Genomic DNA, 15369 nt, shown 5'->3' with positions numbered 1-15369 from the left:
GCTTATTCCTGATTCTCTGCGTAGATTTCCGCGTAGTTCTCTGCGGCGTGGAGGGCAAGCCGGAGCGATTTCACTTCGTCGATGGTGAATGGCTCCATGGGTTCGCCGTCGTACCAGATGGTGATGTCCCGGTCGTTGGGGAAGACACCTACCTCTACGAGGGTGGTGGTGTCCCACAAGCTGGGTGCTTCGTGGTCATCCCAGGCTGCTTCGTACTCTTTTTGCCATTTGGGGTCTCGCATGTCGCGGGCTGGTTCCGGGAGGCCATCGGCGAGCAAATTAAACATATCTAGCAGGGTGGCGATTTGGTCCGGGGTGTAGCCGCGTTTGATGCCGAATTTGATTGCTTTGGCGGCGCTAATTTGTTTGCTCATCCTGGGTGTCCTTGTGGTCGCAGGCGGCGAGGATTGCGTAGGCAGTTTCGCGGCCTTTGGTGGTGGTGGAGAAGCGGAGTTCAGCCCAGTCAGGCATCAACGCGTCCGGCTCATTGTCGTCGTTCGTCTCGTCGTGGATGACGTGGATAATGCCGTCCTCAACAGACACGTAGCCGTCTTCCATGTGCCATTCATGCTCCCCAGTGTCCGGGTAGATACACGGCTCAGGCGGGTCTGGGGTGAGTAGGCCCGCGTCTGCGAGGGCGTTGGCGAGGCGCTCTGCTTCGCCTGCCGCTGTGAGGATTTCCCCACGCGCCCACGTTTGGTTGACCTCGTCGTAAATGACCTGCGCGGCCTTGTCTTGGTTACTCATCGTGGTCTCCTAGGATTTGGTTGATGTGGTCTACTACCGTCGCTGCGAGCTGCTGCTCCGCTGGGAGGCGGTCTGGGTCGACGCTTACGCCCACCCACACCACACTGAGGTCGCGCAGCGCCTCCCTCATCCGTATGACTTCCTGCGCGAGTTCCGGGGCCAGGGCGGTGAGGTGGGCGTCCTGGTCGTGCATGATTCCCAAATACTCGTCCTCCGCGTCGAACAGATGGTATGTCTCGCTGTAGTCTCTCCGCGCATCCCACGGGCCGGGTGTGGCCTCAGCCAGTAGGTGTTTCAGGTTGGTGGTACTCAGGTCAGTCATCGTGGTCTCCTAGTGCTTCTTTGATGTGCTCTACTACCCTTGCGGCGAGGTTCTGCTCTATCGGCGTGCGCTTCGGGTCAGTAGCGGCGTACTGCCAAATGTCGATGATGTCCTCCAGCGCATCCCTAAGGATGAGTAGCTCTTGGGCTATCTCGGGGCCGAGGGCAACCAGCTGGCTTATCTCTCGTTCCGCTCGTATCCCGTATATCTCTTCGTGCTTGCTGGGGTAGTCGTGGTAAATGCTGCTGGCTGCGGCACCCTTGTACGTCCATTGCAAGGCGAGCTGATTTTTTCGTTCCTCAGCGAGAAGGCGCTTCAAGGTGCTGGTACTCAGGTCAGTCATTTGTCCTCCACGGTGCTTAGTTCGTTGAGTAGGTGGTGCAGGGTGTCCCAGTCCTCGGCTTCGATGGCGCGGGTGACGGCTGGGAGGTCTGCCAGGTCGCATATGCCGAAGTTGTAGGGGCCGGGGTAGCCGTTGATGTTCGCGAGGTTCAGCCCTTCGTCTTCGGGGCAATCCAGGTCGATGATTGACCAGCCTGTAGTGTCGGCGCGCACCATGGATTCCTCGGCCTGCTCTTCACTGATCGGGGTACCCAGGATTGAGCACCCTCCGGCGCGCCACGTTTCCTTCGCTGTGTCCCGGTCGAGCACCCAGCTCATGGGTAGGTCGACCACTGTTGACCAGATGATGTACTCATTTCGGTCGGTGCGGGGCTTGTACATTATTCGGGGCATTGTTTCTCCGTTTCGTGTCGGTTGTCAGGCGTGGGGCGGTATTCCCACAGGTGCGGGCTTTCTAGTGGGGAGAATGTAGGGCCGGTGATTTGTCGGCGTTCGACGGTGCGCAGCCACCGCCACCCGTGCTCTTCGGTTCTGACGGGGTGCCAGGCAAACCAACGATGCCAAGGGCCGATCATTGGTGTGCTTCTTCCTGTGTGATGTGGCTGTAGGCTTCGTCTGCGATGACCCCAGTGATGTAGCGAGTTACTGACATGGTGGCGACGGCGATAGCGGCACCGGCTACTGCGAGCACTACTACCGCTGCGGCTTTCATCCGTAGGGGTGCGTCCTCCCCAATGCAGGCCACCAGTCCGCATGCTCCTAGGAATGCTGCGCCTACTAGCGCTTCGGTAATCATTCCTGCACCTCTGTGAGGGTGTAGCGCTTACCGGTCGGGGTGAGGTCTTCGGGGTCTGAGTAGACTATGCAAAAGTCTCCATCGTGAAAGGCTAGGCACTTAATTCTGGGTTCTGACCTCATCGGCTTGAGCATGATGACTGTGTAATCGTGCACGTGCTCCGCTTCTGCCATGTAGTGCTTGTCGTCATCCCACTCAATTTCCACCATGGTGGGGCGCGGCTTGGGTGGCAGGGCGGCGAGGACGGTTGCGCAGTGTTTCCGCGCCAGGTGAGTTTCCGAATCGGTGAATGAGAGTACTTCGACTAGGTCGTATAGAATTTCTAGCGCGTCATACGCGTCGATGATTTCTTGGCGGGTTGGGTTAGTCATTGATGTGCTCCTTGATGTGGTTGTGGAGGCGTTGCCAGTCTTTGTCGTCGATTTCACTAAGGACGCTGCGGTGCGTGTTGTCGCGGTAGTCGCATTCCTCGGCTACGTCGCGGGCGATGACATAGCGTGTGTTGTCGCTCAGTTCATCCCAGTGTTTGATGACCCAGTCGACGGTTTCCTTGACGACGTAGGTGGCGCGGCCCCTCGCGTAGCGCACCGCGCCGATGACCAGGAACTCGTCACGCGGGCCGAGGCTGATCCCGGGCATTGCCCTAGCCTGCCTTCCGCATAGCCAGGGTGAGGGCCGAGGGGCGGTAGATTCGGTCAAACTCGGGTGTGGTGCCGTCCCAAATATCGAGGTCTACAAGCTCCTCCGCGTTTCGCATAGCTTGGGCGAACTCGTTGAAGTTGACCGGCTCGTAGTCTTCGTTGTCCCAGGCTTCCAGGAGGTCGGGGCGCTCGTCGTAGACGGGGGCGTTCATGATGAGGCCGTGGCGGGTGGTGGTGCCGTCGGGGTGGGCGAGGGTGGCTACTGCTTCAACTTCGGTGTAGTCGTCGTGGGGCTCGCCGTAGCGCGGGTATGGGAGGCTCATTCTTCACACCCCCAGTCCTGCCCCGGCAGAGACGCCGGGGAGGTGGCAAAGCGGTACCAGAGTGCGACGGCGATAGTCGAAAGAAGGACGGCCACGGCGGTGCCGATAGACCAGTGGAAACTCCGCCCGGCTTGAACCCCGGCCACTACCGGGGCCCACACGATGGTGATGAATAAAGCAAGGTCAATGAAGATTAAATCTAGGGTGCGCGATGACATGCGCTGATTCCTTTCTGCGGGCCGCTTGCAGGCGGCATTGTTTCCAATTAGGGGAGGTGGTCGGTGGCGTGAACGTCATCCCCATCACGCTCACGCCCCGGGCCTTACCCAGCGTTCAGGATTTCCCGGAACTCAGTAACCATCTCCACTCCGAGCTGAACATCCTCAACATATGAACGGAGGTTCAGAGAGTCATGGGCGATACGCGGACGAAACTCCACCTTCACATCCCAAACTTCCTTAACGCCGTTCCAGTAGGCGGATAGGCTGAACGGTGCGGCTTTATCATCCCCGAGGTACTCGATCTCGACGTCTTTATCTTGTGGGCGCTTTCCGGTCTCAGTGACTCGCATTTCGTAGGCAAGCCCGTTATGGCTATATACGGAGCTCGTTGTGACGCTCATTGTGATTCCTTTCTGATTACCCTTGCAGGGGTTCATGTAGTGCGCGTGATTAGGGGGAATGCGCGCCCCTCCCGTGCTGGTGGTTAGCTGTTCACCTTCACGTACATGTCGCAGTCAGCTGGCGTCCAGTCGTAAACCTCAACCTGTGCGCCGTTCTCGCTGATGCTGATGATGCGCTCGAAGGTTTCCTTCTCGGCCTTGGTGTAGCCCTCGATGATGGTGATGCGGCGCATGTAGGAGTTTCCGCCGATGTGGTACTTGGGCTGTCCTCCCATGGTCACCATGTCGAGGTCGGATTCGTTGGTGATGTTGTAGGCGACGTAGTAGTCGGTGGAGTTCATTTTTCTTCCTTTCTGCTGGCCCTTGCAGGGGCTTTCTTGCTTACGTGTTTAAGTATAGATCACGGTTTACAAAAAGTAAAATTGAGTACTATGCGCTGCCCGTTCCACCTCGTAACCCGCGCTTTATACGCTCCACAATACCCGCCGTATCAACCTCCCCAGCGTGACCAACCTCCAACGGCTTATAGCCCCGAAGCTCACCGAAAGTCCCCGCCGCCAACTGCGCGTCACGCTCCTCGCGCAACCGCTCACGGTGAGCATCCAGCTGACGCTTCCGAACCGGATCAGACTCCCACCGGTCACGCACCGCAAACGCCGCCTGCTTAAGGTCACGCGGCGTCACCATACGTGGCCCGGCAAGCTCCAGCGCCCACAACCTCACCGCATCCGGCCACACCTGCGGAGGAAGAGGCACCGCCGCGAGCACATCACCCCACGCGTCCACCACCTCAGCCGACGGCTGCGGAAACCTGTCCGGGGCGAGGCGCTTGCCGTACTCCAGCACGTAGGCGGCTAGCTCGCGCTGCTGTGGTGTGCTCATTCTGGGTACTCCTCGAATAGTGCCTGCGGCCCCGTAGGCGGCTCAATACCTGGCGGGAGGGGTGAATGTGTAGAGCCGGGCAGTTCGCCGCTATACGGGGCGTCAAACTGCTGATTTCGGGGCGTGGAGCGTGATGGGGCGAAGTCCAAAAAGCTCGGGGCCTTCTTCCCACCTCCCCTAGCCGGGAGCGGATCATCATCCCACCTCTCAGCATTCAGCCACGACGAAGGGTGCGCGGTGAACTCGTCAGCCCGGTTCGGGTCATCCCGATACCGGCGCATCCCCTCAATGATGACCTGAGGGTCCGCCTTCTTCACCGCTTTCTTCCACGCCTTACGTGCCGCCCCCTTGCCTACCTTTCTCGGAACCGTATCCCAGAACTCGGTGAAACGATCATCCGAAGGATGATCAAGATCTTTAGGTTCAGGGTTTGGGTTCCCTTTGGGTTTGTGTAAAGACGTCTTAACCCCGTCGTTTAACACGTCTTTACCCCGTGCATTAAACACGCCTTTACCCCGTTCATCATGCGGGGTTAAGACGCCTTCACCCCGATCAAGTACCTCAGTTACACCGTTATCTGTCTCACGGACATCCCCCTCGGGCTTAACCATATCGAGGCTCAATGTCCACACTGTCGGCCTCCTATCAGCCCTCAGGTGCGACACCCAGTGCGGGTTACCACGGGCAATAAGACCAGCCTCCTCAAGGGAACGGATAGCCTTATGCACCGTCGGCACAGACACACCAATCTCCTCCGAGATGGTCTTAATCGACGGCCAACACACGCCGGTATCGTCGTTGTATCGGTCTGCTAGGGCTACGAGCACCAGCCGGTTGCGGCACTGGGCCGCGTCCCGCTTAATCGGAGCTTTAGACATGGCCCACTTCATTGCTTGCAAGCTCACCTTAGAGGCTCACTTTCTTATAGCCGCCGTCTTCGGTGAGGAACACCCAGTCACGCCCCACCTTCATTGCCACCTCAGCAGGGTTCGGGTGGTGCGAGTGGACGATTAGGCCAAGCCCGCGCCCTAGCTTCGGCGACACGTGGGTGATGTGGTGGTGGCAGGCGTGGCACAGGGCGGCGCCATTGGCCACGGCGTCATTATTGCGTTGTCGGCGCTGGCGGTGGTGCCATTCCTCTGCCTTGCCGGTGCATACGCCAGGGAGCCGGGCCTCGCACTTTCCCCGGCTGCGCATCATTACCGCCTCGTACACCTCAGGGGGCATTGCCCCACCACGGCGGGGGCGGCGCTTCATGGGGGATCGCTTCATCCCAAGGATTCCTTTCTGCTACTCCCCCACACCGCTCACGGTTGCAGCCGCGTACAGGTGGGGTACATGGATTATTTTAGGGCGGCCCTTGTATGGCCCGGGCCGCAGGGCACGAAAAGATAGCTAGGCCGGTGGCGCAGGCACCCGCCAGGGGTCTGCAATCCCACCGGCCTAGGGCAATGAGGAATGTAGCTAGGCGGCGTCGGCGGTCGGCTCGACCACCTCACCATCCAACACGCTCCCGACGGTCTCCTGAGCCTTCTCCATGCGCTGGGACTTCTCTAGGCGGTCGAGGGTCTCGCGGGCCATGCCAACGAGCTCACGATCCGACCTTGACTCGTAGTAGCGCAGGGCCTTGTGAAGCGTTTCCACATCACCGGAGGACTCGGCCCGGAGGAGCCCCTGGGTCTGCTTAAGGACGTACGCCTTCCGCTCCTCCGCCTGCTCCTCGGCGGCCTTAGCGGCCTGCTTCTCCTCACTAAACTCCCCATCGGGGCGGGTCTCGACGAACGTGCTCGGGGCTGCATCGGCGCCAATGCCCATACCGTCCAGCAGTTTCGCCACGGAGAAGTCGTTGAACGTCATCTCGGCACCGGGTTGGAGCTGGAGCTCGGGAACGGTCGTAGCGATCTTCGTCATCGTCCACTGGCGCGGAGCCCTCGCCTGCACCACGACCTGGCAGTTGAACGGCAGGTTTTTCTCCGCCTGAACCTTCCAGAATTTATCCCGCGTCGGGTTACCCCTCTCGTCCATCGCCGTCACAAGTTCCAGGCGGGAGGTCATGAGCACCGGGCCGGGGAACTGGCGGCACTGCTGCAAGAGGCCGTTCCAGGTCGACTTCATCTGATTCCACAAGTCCATGCTCAGACGCACACCGTCCTCAGGAATCTTGCGGCCCTTGCTGCGGGCGCGGCGGTTCGCTTCCTCCTGCCCGTTGTCCTGAAGCAACTGCCAAATCTCGGTCATCGAGTCGATGATGAGGAGGTTGTGCTTGCCCTCAGCCGGGGCCTGCTGGGCAGCCCAGTGGATAGCCCCACGAATCTGCCCAACGGTTCCGTCGTGCTCGATGATTTCAAAGTCAGCACCGGGAACCGCGCCGTAGGCGTCCGCCTGCGACTCCCCCACCTCGATGAAGAAGGCGCGGTCTACGGATGCCATGCCGGTCGCCTCAACAGCGGCCCACGTCTTACCAGCACCCTCAATACCCGCAAGGAGCATGAGCGGGAATGATGCCTTGCACGATGGTTTGCGTGTGGTGAACTGCATGGCTAGGAGTCCTTTCCGTCGGTGATTTCAAGAATTGCGCCGGTAGACTGAACGAGCCGGTCTATCGCGGCGCGAGCTGCCTTAGTGCGCTTCGGGGTAATCGACATGCGGCTAGTGGAGGCCTCCCGTATCTCCCACCCGGCCGGGAGGTCGCCGGTAATTTGCCAGTCCTCAAGAACCTGCGCGGCGATTGCGTCCGCGTCCTCTTTCACGACGGCGGACTCAAGCAGGTTAGTGAGCCCGAGCCCCATGAGGAGGCGAATAATTTCCTCATGGCGGGGATCAGACGGCGACGGTAGCCCGTCAACAATTTCACGGCCCTGCTCCTCAGCCATAGCGAGAAGCACAGCGTTATCGGTACAGACTGCTTTCATTCCGGGCGCGGACTTCGACACGCTGCCCAGCTCAAGGCCCTGGGCGTTCTTTACCGTGCGCTTGTCGCCAGGTTCCATGTCGCGGGTGATGCTGTCCTTAAATTCCTTATGGATGCCGTTGAGCCTCCTTAGCACGACGGCCTGAAGTAGGACTTTCTCGTACGGGTCGCGCTCTGCGGTTTCGGACGCCGGTGTCGGGGTGTTATCATGAATTTGCATCGTGTTTAGATTCCTTTCTGCCGATGCGGCCCCTCACTTATGGAGTTGCAGCTCCGAGGGGTCTTTTTACGTTTTAGGCCGCGTTGAGTAGTTCCTGCATCTCAATGCAGCGGTCTAGGTCGGCTTTCTTGAAAAAGACTCGCCACCCTAGTTTGGTCTCCGCGAGTAGGCCATCTCGCCGAAGTAGATAAAGCGTGTTCCGTGAGATGCCTCCCAGGTATTGGCAGGCCTCCTTCTGGTTGTATAGCCCATCGTTTTTGTAGGCCATATGGTGATTCCTTTCTGCCTTGCAGGGCTGTACCGTCCGGTACTAGGCGGGCTCATTTTGAACCCTTACCCAGTATTATAATGTACTAGGCCGTACCGTGCAAGATTAGGATCGCCACCGCTGATAACCTCATAGCCATGACCACACCCCAGCAGTGGCCTGCTGGCCAACTACTCCAACACGCCCGCGAACGCGAGGGCCTATCCAAGGCCGAAGCCGCCCGACGATCCCGCCTATCAGAATCATGGTGGCGCCGACTCGAGACCGGAATCAACATCCGAGACGGCAAAAAGATACCCATCACCCCAACCCCGGAAGCGCTAGCGAAAGCCGCCCAGGCCGTCAACCTCCCCGTGAACCAGGTACTCGAGGCGGCGGGTCTCGCCCCAGAACGGGAGAACCCAGAAGACCTACAGGACGAGGCGGCGCAACTCCTCAAGGCCCTACCCATTCCACTACAGCGAGAAGCCGTCGCCTACCTGAGGGGACTGACCGTAGGAAGTCGGCAGGGCTAGCCTCTCCGCGTACTGGGCTAGCGCGGCCTGCGCCTGCGCCCGCCCCACATGCACATATCCCAACGTTGTATCCACAGTGGACTGACCAAGGATGACCCCAATCACCTGAGGCGGTACCCCGCACTCTGCCAGTAGAGATGCCGCCGTATGTCTAGCGGTATGGAGGTCCACTATAGGAAGTCCCGCCGACTTCAGCGCAGACTTCCACCTTGCAAGCGCAACTTTCGGGCGTAGCGGATACCCGCGCTCGGACACCCACATGAGCCCCCACCGGTTCGACGGCGTCACCTGAACGTGCTGCCAGAGCATCGCATCCAGCGGGGCGGGTACGTGCACTAGACGTACTGAGGATGAGGTTTTCGGAGGGGCTAAAATCAGGTTCCCCCACAGGGGCTCGTAGTCGTACCCGGGCGGCAGCGCAAGGCCGCGCTCGGGGCACTTGCTCGGCCTCACATCCTCGTTACAACGGCACCCCTCGCCATGTGCCCAGGACACCTCGACCAGTGCCCTATCTAACTCGGCCGTGCAGCCAGCTGCCGAAAAGCTCACCTTTGAGCGTCGCAGCCCTAGCAGCTCGCCTTTACGGGGACCAAGGAATAGAAACGCCGCCCAGAGGGTTGCGAACGGGTCCCCTACCTTAGCCGAGTGGACTATAAGATGACGCGCTTCATCCGCCGTGAGCGACGTCCGCTTCTTCGACACCGCCCTAGGGCGCGGCACCTGAGAACACGGGTTCCGCTCGATGAGTCCGCGCTTCACCGCGTCCTCCATACAGACAGACAGCGACGACCTCACCATCTGTACCGTCCGGCTAGATACGTGAGCATCTCGCACCGCCTTATCGAGCTCGCGCACCTCGTCCGCCCCGACGTCGCTGAGCTTGTATTGGCCGAGCGTTGGGATGATGTACTTGCTCGCGTAGGACTTATGATTGCGCAGATTGTTCGGGGAGAAGGTTTCGGCTGCCGTGGTTTCGAGCCAGCGGGTGACGTGGGTTTCGACGGTGATTTCCTCGGGCGTGGCGCGTCCTTTTTTGAGCTTGATGAATAGCTCGTTCCGGCGCCTTACGCATTCCGCTTGTGTCTTGGCGGAGACGGTGCGGCGCACCTGGCGCCCCTTGCCGTCGTAGCCAACGGTGATAGCGGCGCGATACCGGCCGTCCTTGGTCTGGTATATGGAGCCCATGGTGAGGTCTCGTACTGGTCGCATTCGAACATCCTGACTCGGTTGGTAGCTAGTCTTGGTAGCTAATTTTGTAGCTACTCTCCGATACAGGCTAGTACACGCTAGTACAAGTGCAGTAGATCGACGTAGCTGGAGCTAAACCAGAAACCCACCCTGTACTGGTACAGGAAAAACCCGACACTCAGACTTCCAAGCTGAAGACGCGGGTTCGATTCCCGTCATTCCCTCCAAAAAGCTGCACTGAGCACCTATTTTAGCTAGCCGGTGCGGCTTTAGTCGTTTTTGATTCTGTGGCGCTACTCCACACTCGGAGCACTCCGGTGATTCGCGTAGGCCATAACTTTCCTTTTCTGCGCGGGTGACCAAGCTCTGCGTAGAGTGGGCCGCATGACAGTACCGAATATTGAACTCAACGACGGCAACACCATCCCCCAGCTCGGCTACGGCGTCTTTAAGGTTGACCCCAATAAAACCGAGGAGCTGGTCCTCGAAGCCCTCAAGGTGGGCTATCGCCACATCGATACCGCCGCTATCTACGGCAACGAGGAAGGTGTGGGCCGCGCGATTGCCAAGTCTGGCATCCCACGCGAGGAACTGTTCATCACCACGAAGCTATGGAATGACCGCCAGACTGACGCAGCCGCAGCCCTCGACGAGTCCCTAGAGAAGCTGGGCCTTGGCTACGTGGACCTCTACCTCATCCACTGGCCCTGCCCGGACAACGGCCACTACGTCGAAGCATGGAAGCAGCTCATTGAGCTAAAGAAGGCCGGCAAGGCCAAGTCTATTGGTGTTTCTAACTTCGAACTGGAGCACCTGGACCAGCTGGAAACCCAGACTGATGAAACCCCCGTGGTCAACCAGGTAGAGCTGCACCCTTACCTGCAGCGCTGGCGCGAGCTCGATGCCTTCCGCGCCCACCAGGTGCACATCGAGGCCTGGGGTCCACTAGGTCAGGGTAAGACGGATCTCTTCGAGCAGCCGGAAATCACCGAGCCCGCCGAGAAATATGGCGTTTCCCCCGCTCAGGTGATCATCCGCTGGCACCTACAAAATGGCGTCATCGTATTCCCGAAGTCCGAAAACCCGGAGCGCATCGCGCAGAACTTCGATGTATTCGGCTTCGAGCTTGATGAATCCGAGATGGCTGCGATTACTGATCTCGACCTCGGGGAAGAGGGCCGTGGCGGCACTCACCCCAAGGAAATGAACTAAGCCTCCGGAAGCTCCGGCGGAATGTTGGTGCGCTCGTACTCGGCAAGAATGTCGATGCGACGCTGGTGGCGCTCAGCACGGGACCATTCCTGATCAAGGAAGGCATCCACGATGGCGAGTGCCTCCTCCTCGGAGTGCATGCGGCCACCGATGCCGATGAGCTGGGCATTGTTGTGCTCACGAGCCAAGCGGGCGGTCTCGGGGGACCAAGCCAGGGCGCAGCGCGCGCCCTTCACCTTATTCGCGGCAATCTGCTCACCGTTGCCGGAACCGCCCAACACGATGCCGAGTGAGCCCGGATCGTTGACGGTCCGCAGCGCGGCCTCGATGCAAAATGCCGGGTAATCATCCTCGGCGTCGTACTCGTGGGCACCGCAGTCAATGACGTCGTGGCCCTGCTTCTCCAGGTGTTCAGCGATGACGTTCTTCGTCTCGAACCCTGCGTGGTCTGCTCCTAAATAAACGCGCATGGCCCACATCTTAGCGGGCAGCACGACTCCCCGCTGAGCCCTGCCATTAATAGCGTGCGCTTGCTACGCTTGGGGCCACTCACGCACAAGAGGAGGTTGGCATGCCCATGGCCAGACGCGTCGCCGCTCTATACCTCGTAGCTTTTCTCATCGACGCCGGTTTGTTCGCCGCAGGTTTCTTCACGGAACGCGGCTTCCTCCGGCCCCTGGTCATGGCGATCGTGATGACCGTGGCTCACCTCGGGGTGGGCGCTTGGTGGATAGCACAGAAGCCACACCGTGCAGCTGGGATCACCGCCGGTGTGCTTGCTCTCCTCGCAGGCGCTTCATGGGCTACGTGGGTAGTCGCCGCGTGGGAGGAATTTCGAGCGCAAGCCTCCCTCCCAATCATCAACATTGCCGGGCTGCCCGCCTTCGCGCTTAGCCCGGTGGTCCTCATCTGCGTCGTCGTCGCAGCGACGCAGAATCGAACTCGCTAAACCTGCGGGGCTTCCGTGCGGGAGCGCTTGAGCTCGAAGAAGTAGGGGAACTGGGCGAGGCGCACGGAGGCGTCGAAAAGCTCGCCGGCTTCCTCGCCGGTGGGAACGCGCGTGATGACTGGGCCGAAGAAGGCGGTATCGCCGAACTTCACCACTGGGGTACCGACCTCGTCGCCAACTTCGGAGATGCCGCAGTTGTGGAACTCGATGAGCTTGTCATCCATCTCTTCGGTGTTGGCCACGGAGGCGAAGTCGGCGGGGAGGGAGGCGTCGTCAAGCGCCTGCTTGATGATGCCGTCATAAGCGCCGTACCCCTTCTTACCGCCCTGGCCCTCCGTGTGGATGCGGGTGCCCATCGCGGTGTAGAAGGCATCGACCTTGTCCGGGGCCTCCACGGCAATCTTGGCCGCCACGCGGGCAGGACCCCAGTTGGCTTCCATCATCTTCATGTACTCCGGATCCAGGTCGCGGCCCTTGTTGAGCACGGACAGGGACATCGGCTCAAAAGTCACCTCGATATCGCGGACCTTCTCCACCTCCTTAATCCAGCGCGAGGTCAGCCACGCGAAGGGGCATGAGCAGTCGAACCAGAACGTCACTTGTTGAGCCACGGTAAATCTCCTTTGTTTCTGTGGTCTTTGGCACCCCACCCTAGGCGTGTGACTACGCTGGTGCAGAGACTTAAGGTACCGAGAAAGAGGAGATACAGTACATGACCTCGATTAACCTCACCCGCGAGGAAGCCCAGCAGCGTTCCGACATGGTGGAGGTAAGCCACTACGACGTCGCCCTCGACCTCACCGGGGAAGAGTTCTTCACCTCCACCACGGTGGTGAAATTCCGGGTGAAGGAAGCTGGTTCGACGTTTATTGACCTGCGCGGTGACGAGCTTCTCGAGGTCCGCCTCAATGGTGCGCCGTTGCCCACCAGCGCTTATGACCCGACGTACGGCATCCCACTCTCGGGTTTGCAGGTGGCGGAGTATGAGCTCAAGGTCGTGGCGAAGATTCGTTACTCCCGCACCGGCGAGGGCCTGCACCGCTTTATCGACCCGGTGGATGGTGAGGCCTACCTCTACACCCAGTTCGAGACTGCCGACGCCAAGCGTGTCTTCGCCTGCTTTGACCAGCCGGATCTGAAGGCAACCTATTCATTGGCCTTCGAGGTCCCAGAGCACTGGACGGTGATTACAAACTCCCCCATCACGCGTTCGGGCAATACCGTGCGCGCGGCGGTGGATTACCCGCTGTCGACCTACTTGATTGCGCTGTGCGCGGGCCCGTACGTTGGTGTGACGGATACGTGGACCGGAACGTTGGCGGAGCACCCGGAGGGCTCGCCGGCACAAACCGTTGAGGTGCCGCTGGGGATTTACTGCCGCCCCTCGCTGCTGGATTCGCTCGACGCGGAGCGCCTCTTCACCGAGACTAAGCAGGGCTTTGATTTCTATCACCGCAACTTCGGCTTTGCCTACCCCTTTGGCAAGTATGACCAGATTTTCGTACCGGAATTCAACGCCGGTGCGATGGAGAACGCCGGATGCGTAACAATTCGGGACGAGTACGTCTTTACGTCCCAGGCCTCGCACTACAAATACGAACGCCGCGCGGATACCATCCTCCACGAGCTGGCCCACATGTGGTTCGGTGATTTGGTGACCATGCAGTGGTGGGATGATTTGTGGCTCAACGAATCCTTCGCTACCTGGTCCGCGGCGATCTCCCAGGCGGAGGAAACTCAATACGACACCGCGTGGGTGACCTTCGCCAATGTGGAAAAGGCCTGGGCTTACCAGCAGGATCAGCTGCCCACCACGCACCCCATTTCCACGGATGCCTCCGATATTGAGACCGTGGAACAGAATTTCGACGGCATTACCTACGCCAAGGGTGCGTCGGTGCTCAAGCAGCTGCAGGCCTATGTGGGCCGCGAGAACTTCTTCGCCGGCGTGCGCCGCCATTTCCAGGAACACCAGTGGTCGAATGCCACCTTCGGGGATCTGCTGCGCCACTTGGAGGAGGCCTCAGGGCGTGACCTGTCCTTCTGGGCACAGCAGTGGCTCAAGACCACGGGCGTAAACACGCTGGGCGTGGCGTTGGGTACGGACGAGTCCGGCATCATCACGCAGGCCTACCTCACCCAGCGTGGTGATACCCTGCGCACGCACCGCGTCGCTGTCGGCGTCTATGCCTTGCAGGGTGAGAAGGTGGTGCGCACCGAGCGCATCGAGATGGATATCGATGGCGCCTCCACCGAGGTTCCGGAACTCATCGGCCGCAAGCAGGCGGACATCGACTTCGTGCTGACAAACGACGATGACCTCACCTACTGCCTCATCGAGTTAGATGCGGGTTCCTTGCAGTTCCTGTTGGAGAATGTCGACAAGTTCGAGGACCCCATGGCCCGCACTTTGTGCTGGTCCACCGCGTGGGAGATGACCCGGGTAGGTACCATGCGCGCCCGCGATTTCGTCGCACTCGTGGCCCGCGGTGCGGCGGCGGAGACCGAGCTCGCCGTGCTGGAGCGAATCCTCTCCCAGGCCGCTATGGCCCAGTCCACTTACGCCGACCCAGAGTGGGCAAAAGAGGATACGCAGCTTGCCGACGCCCTCCTTGAAGGCGCCCGCTCCGAAAACGCCGCGCGCTCCATCGTCTTCACCCAAGCGCTGGCTGGCATCAAGCTTCACGACGCCTCCCGCGCCTTCTTCCAGGAGCTCCTTGAGACCTCCTCGGATGCGGGCCTGCGCTGGAAGGCGCTCACCGCGCTCATCGCCGATGGATCGCTTGCCGACGTCACCGGCCCCGAGGCCGCCGGCGCCGCCATGACGGCGGTGGCTGAGGAACTCAAGCGCGATAACACCGCGACAGGCTATCAGGCCTCGCTTAAAGCGTTGGCCGCGGTTAATACCGAGGACAACAAGCGCGCGGTGTGGGACGAGATTGTCGCCGGCGAGCTGGGCAACCGCGACTTGGAGTCCAAGCTCGCGGGCCTGACGTTCGTAGGCGCCGACGAGCTCCTGCCAAGTGCTGAGTTCTTCGACGTGGCGGAAAAGATTTGGTCCGCGCAGTCCAACGAGATTGCTCTGACCACGGTGACCGGGTTGTTCCCGCGCTGGGATGTCAGCCAGGAAACCCTCGACCGCGCCGACGAATTCCTCTCTCGCGACCTAGCCGGTGGCCTGCGTCGCACGGTGACCGAGCAGCGTGACCGCCTCGCCCGCGCCCTGCGCAACCGCACCGTCGACCGCGGTTAACACCGCGTCTAGCCCCTCCCCTGAGGGGCTTTTCTCATGCCAACTCCACGCCCACAGCCACCTTCCCCACCCATGGTGCTCATTCCTCCATTTTCGGGTTGGCCTTTCCCACACCACCTGAGCTGGGTGTTTCTTCGCTCCGGTTGCGGGGCCCACGGTGCTGTTTTAGTCTCTGTGC

Annotated in this window: 25 protein-coding genes; 4 read left to right on the top strand and 21 right to left on the bottom strand. The window is 60.3% G+C overall.

Annotated features, from left to right (window positions below; all coding sequences use genetic code 11):
- Positions 1-2: 2 nt before the first annotated feature.
- From HMPREF2604_RS07445 to HMPREF2604_RS14520, 18 genes are all read right to left on the bottom strand, one after another.
- Entirely contained in the window at positions 3-374 is a 372-nt protein-coding gene (locus HMPREF2604_RS07445; protein ID WP_070564438.1) for a hypothetical protein, read from the bottom strand.
- Positions 358-747: a hypothetical protein gene (locus HMPREF2604_RS07440; RefSeq protein WP_246818393.1), complete on the bottom strand. Its 390-nt coding sequence runs from the start codon at positions 745-747 to the stop codon at positions 358-360. Before HMPREF2604_RS07440 ends, HMPREF2604_RS07445 begins: the two co-directional genes overlap by 17 nt.
- Positions 740-1069, bottom strand: a complete 330-nt coding sequence (locus HMPREF2604_RS07435) for a hypothetical protein (protein ID WP_070564435.1) — start codon at positions 1067-1069, stop codon at positions 740-742. Before HMPREF2604_RS07435 ends, HMPREF2604_RS07440 begins: the two co-directional genes overlap by 8 nt.
- A complete protein-coding gene (locus HMPREF2604_RS07430) occupies positions 1062-1412 on the bottom strand; it encodes a hypothetical protein (RefSeq protein WP_070564432.1) in 351 nt (116 codons plus the stop codon). Before HMPREF2604_RS07430 ends, HMPREF2604_RS07435 begins: the two co-directional genes overlap by 8 nt.
- Entirely contained in the window at positions 1409-1804 is a 396-nt protein-coding gene (locus HMPREF2604_RS07425) for a hypothetical protein (protein WP_141746445.1), read from the bottom strand. Before HMPREF2604_RS07425 ends, HMPREF2604_RS07430 begins: the two co-directional genes overlap by 4 nt.
- Positions 1805-1982: 178 nt before the next feature.
- Positions 1983-2207: a hypothetical protein gene (locus HMPREF2604_RS07420; protein WP_070546471.1), complete on the bottom strand. Its 225-nt coding sequence runs from the start codon at positions 2205-2207 to the stop codon at positions 1983-1985.
- A complete protein-coding gene (locus tag HMPREF2604_RS07415) occupies positions 2204-2578 on the bottom strand; it encodes a hypothetical protein (RefSeq protein ID WP_070564426.1) in 375 nt (124 codons plus the stop codon). Before HMPREF2604_RS07415 ends, HMPREF2604_RS07420 begins: the two co-directional genes overlap by 4 nt.
- Positions 2571-2846: a hypothetical protein gene (locus HMPREF2604_RS07410; RefSeq protein ID WP_070564423.1), complete on the bottom strand. Its 276-nt coding sequence runs from the start codon at positions 2844-2846 to the stop codon at positions 2571-2573. The genes HMPREF2604_RS07415 and HMPREF2604_RS07410 overlap by 8 nt, the downstream gene beginning before the upstream one ends.
- Before the next feature lie 4 nt (positions 2847-2850).
- Entirely contained in the window at positions 2851-3171 is a 321-nt protein-coding gene (locus tag HMPREF2604_RS07405; protein ID WP_070564420.1) for a hypothetical protein, read from the bottom strand.
- Entirely contained in the window at positions 3168-3389 is a 222-nt protein-coding gene (locus HMPREF2604_RS07400; RefSeq protein ID WP_070564417.1) for a hypothetical protein, read from the bottom strand. Before HMPREF2604_RS07400 ends, HMPREF2604_RS07405 begins: the two co-directional genes overlap by 4 nt.
- 104 nt (positions 3390-3493) lie before the next feature.
- Positions 3494-3793 carry a hypothetical protein gene (locus HMPREF2604_RS07395; RefSeq protein ID WP_070564414.1) on the bottom strand — a complete coding sequence of 100 codons (300 nt, stop codon included), beginning with the start codon at positions 3791-3793 and terminating at the stop codon, positions 3494-3496.
- An 83-nt stretch (positions 3794-3876) separates the two neighbouring features.
- On the bottom strand, positions 3877-4134 hold the full coding sequence (locus tag HMPREF2604_RS07390) for a hypothetical protein (protein ID WP_070564409.1): 258 nt from the start codon (positions 4132-4134) through the stop codon (positions 3877-3879).
- Positions 4135-4222: 88 nt separating this feature from the next.
- Positions 4223-4675 (bottom strand): hypothetical protein, encoded by a 453-nt coding sequence (locus tag HMPREF2604_RS07385; protein ID WP_070564406.1) that lies wholly within the window; start codon positions 4673-4675, stop codon positions 4223-4225.
- Positions 4672-5553, bottom strand: a complete 882-nt coding sequence (locus HMPREF2604_RS13670) for a helix-turn-helix domain-containing protein (RefSeq protein WP_168162997.1) — start codon at positions 5551-5553, stop codon at positions 4672-4674. Before HMPREF2604_RS13670 ends, HMPREF2604_RS07385 begins: the two co-directional genes overlap by 4 nt.
- A gap of 28 nt (positions 5554-5581) precedes the next feature.
- Positions 5582-5947 (bottom strand): hypothetical protein, encoded by a 366-nt coding sequence (locus HMPREF2604_RS07375; protein ID WP_070564403.1) that lies wholly within the window; start codon positions 5945-5947, stop codon positions 5582-5584.
- 192 nt (positions 5948-6139) lie between these two features.
- A complete protein-coding gene (locus tag HMPREF2604_RS07370; protein ID WP_070564401.1) occupies positions 6140-7213 on the bottom strand; it encodes a hypothetical protein in 1074 nt (357 codons plus the stop codon).
- Positions 7214-7215: 2 nt separating this feature from the next.
- A complete protein-coding gene (locus tag HMPREF2604_RS07365) occupies positions 7216-7806 on the bottom strand; it encodes a hypothetical protein (RefSeq protein ID WP_070564398.1) in 591 nt (196 codons plus the stop codon).
- A 73-nt stretch (positions 7807-7879) separates the two neighbouring features.
- Positions 7880-8074 (bottom strand): helix-turn-helix domain-containing protein, encoded by a 195-nt coding sequence (locus HMPREF2604_RS14520; RefSeq protein WP_010191031.1) that lies wholly within the window; start codon positions 8072-8074, stop codon positions 7880-7882.
- Between the two features lie 137 nt (positions 8075-8211).
- Between HMPREF2604_RS14520 and HMPREF2604_RS13665 the strand changes: the two genes are divergently transcribed.
- Positions 8212-8589, top strand: coding sequence for a helix-turn-helix domain-containing protein (locus HMPREF2604_RS13665; RefSeq protein WP_010191032.1), 378 nt, complete (start codon positions 8212-8214; stop codon positions 8587-8589).
- Here the strand turns inward: HMPREF2604_RS13665 and HMPREF2604_RS07355 are convergent.
- Complete coding sequence (locus HMPREF2604_RS07355) at positions 8530-9774, bottom strand: tyrosine-type recombinase/integrase (RefSeq protein WP_246818392.1); 1245 nt, start codon at positions 9772-9774, stop codon at positions 8530-8532. The genes HMPREF2604_RS13665 and HMPREF2604_RS07355 overlap by 60 nt on opposite strands.
- 387 nt (positions 9775-10161) lie before the next feature.
- Here HMPREF2604_RS07355 and HMPREF2604_RS07350 point away from each other — a divergent pair, with 387 nt between their 5' ends.
- Entirely contained in the window at positions 10162-10989 is an 828-nt protein-coding gene (locus HMPREF2604_RS07350) for an aldo/keto reductase (RefSeq protein ID WP_070564392.1), read from the top strand.
- Here the strand turns inward: HMPREF2604_RS07350 and HMPREF2604_RS07345 are convergent.
- A complete protein-coding gene (locus HMPREF2604_RS07345) occupies positions 10986-11459 on the bottom strand; it encodes a ribose-5-phosphate isomerase (RefSeq protein ID WP_070447768.1) in 474 nt (157 codons plus the stop codon). The genes HMPREF2604_RS07350 and HMPREF2604_RS07345 overlap by 4 nt on opposite strands.
- 107 nt (positions 11460-11566) lie before the next feature.
- On the opposite strand from HMPREF2604_RS07345, the gene HMPREF2604_RS07340 reads away from it, so the two are divergent.
- Positions 11567-11938: a hypothetical protein gene (locus tag HMPREF2604_RS07340; protein ID WP_070564692.1), complete on the top strand. Its 372-nt coding sequence runs from the start codon at positions 11567-11569 to the stop codon at positions 11936-11938.
- Here HMPREF2604_RS07340 and HMPREF2604_RS07335 read toward each other — a convergent pair.
- The gene (locus HMPREF2604_RS07335; protein ID WP_070564389.1) at positions 11935-12549 is read right to left on the bottom strand and encodes a mycothiol-dependent nitroreductase Rv2466c family protein; all 615 of its coding nucleotides are present in this window, start codon (positions 12547-12549) and stop codon (positions 11935-11937) included. The genes HMPREF2604_RS07340 and HMPREF2604_RS07335 overlap by 4 nt on opposite strands.
- A gap of 101 nt (positions 12550-12650) precedes the next feature.
- On the opposite strand from HMPREF2604_RS07335, the gene pepN reads away from it, so the two are divergent.
- Entirely contained in the window at positions 12651-15191 is a 2541-nt protein-coding gene (pepN, locus tag HMPREF2604_RS07330; RefSeq protein WP_070564386.1) for an aminopeptidase N, read from the top strand.
- Positions 15192-15369: the final 178 nt, after the last annotated feature.

The organism is Corynebacterium sp. HMSC055A01 (assembly GCF_001809405.1).
GTDB lineage: Bacteria > Actinomycetota > Actinomycetes > Mycobacteriales > Mycobacteriaceae > Corynebacterium > Corynebacterium hesseae.
The sequence above is the reverse complement of the archived record's forward strand: the minus strand, read 5'-3'. Positions and strand labels throughout refer to the sequence as shown.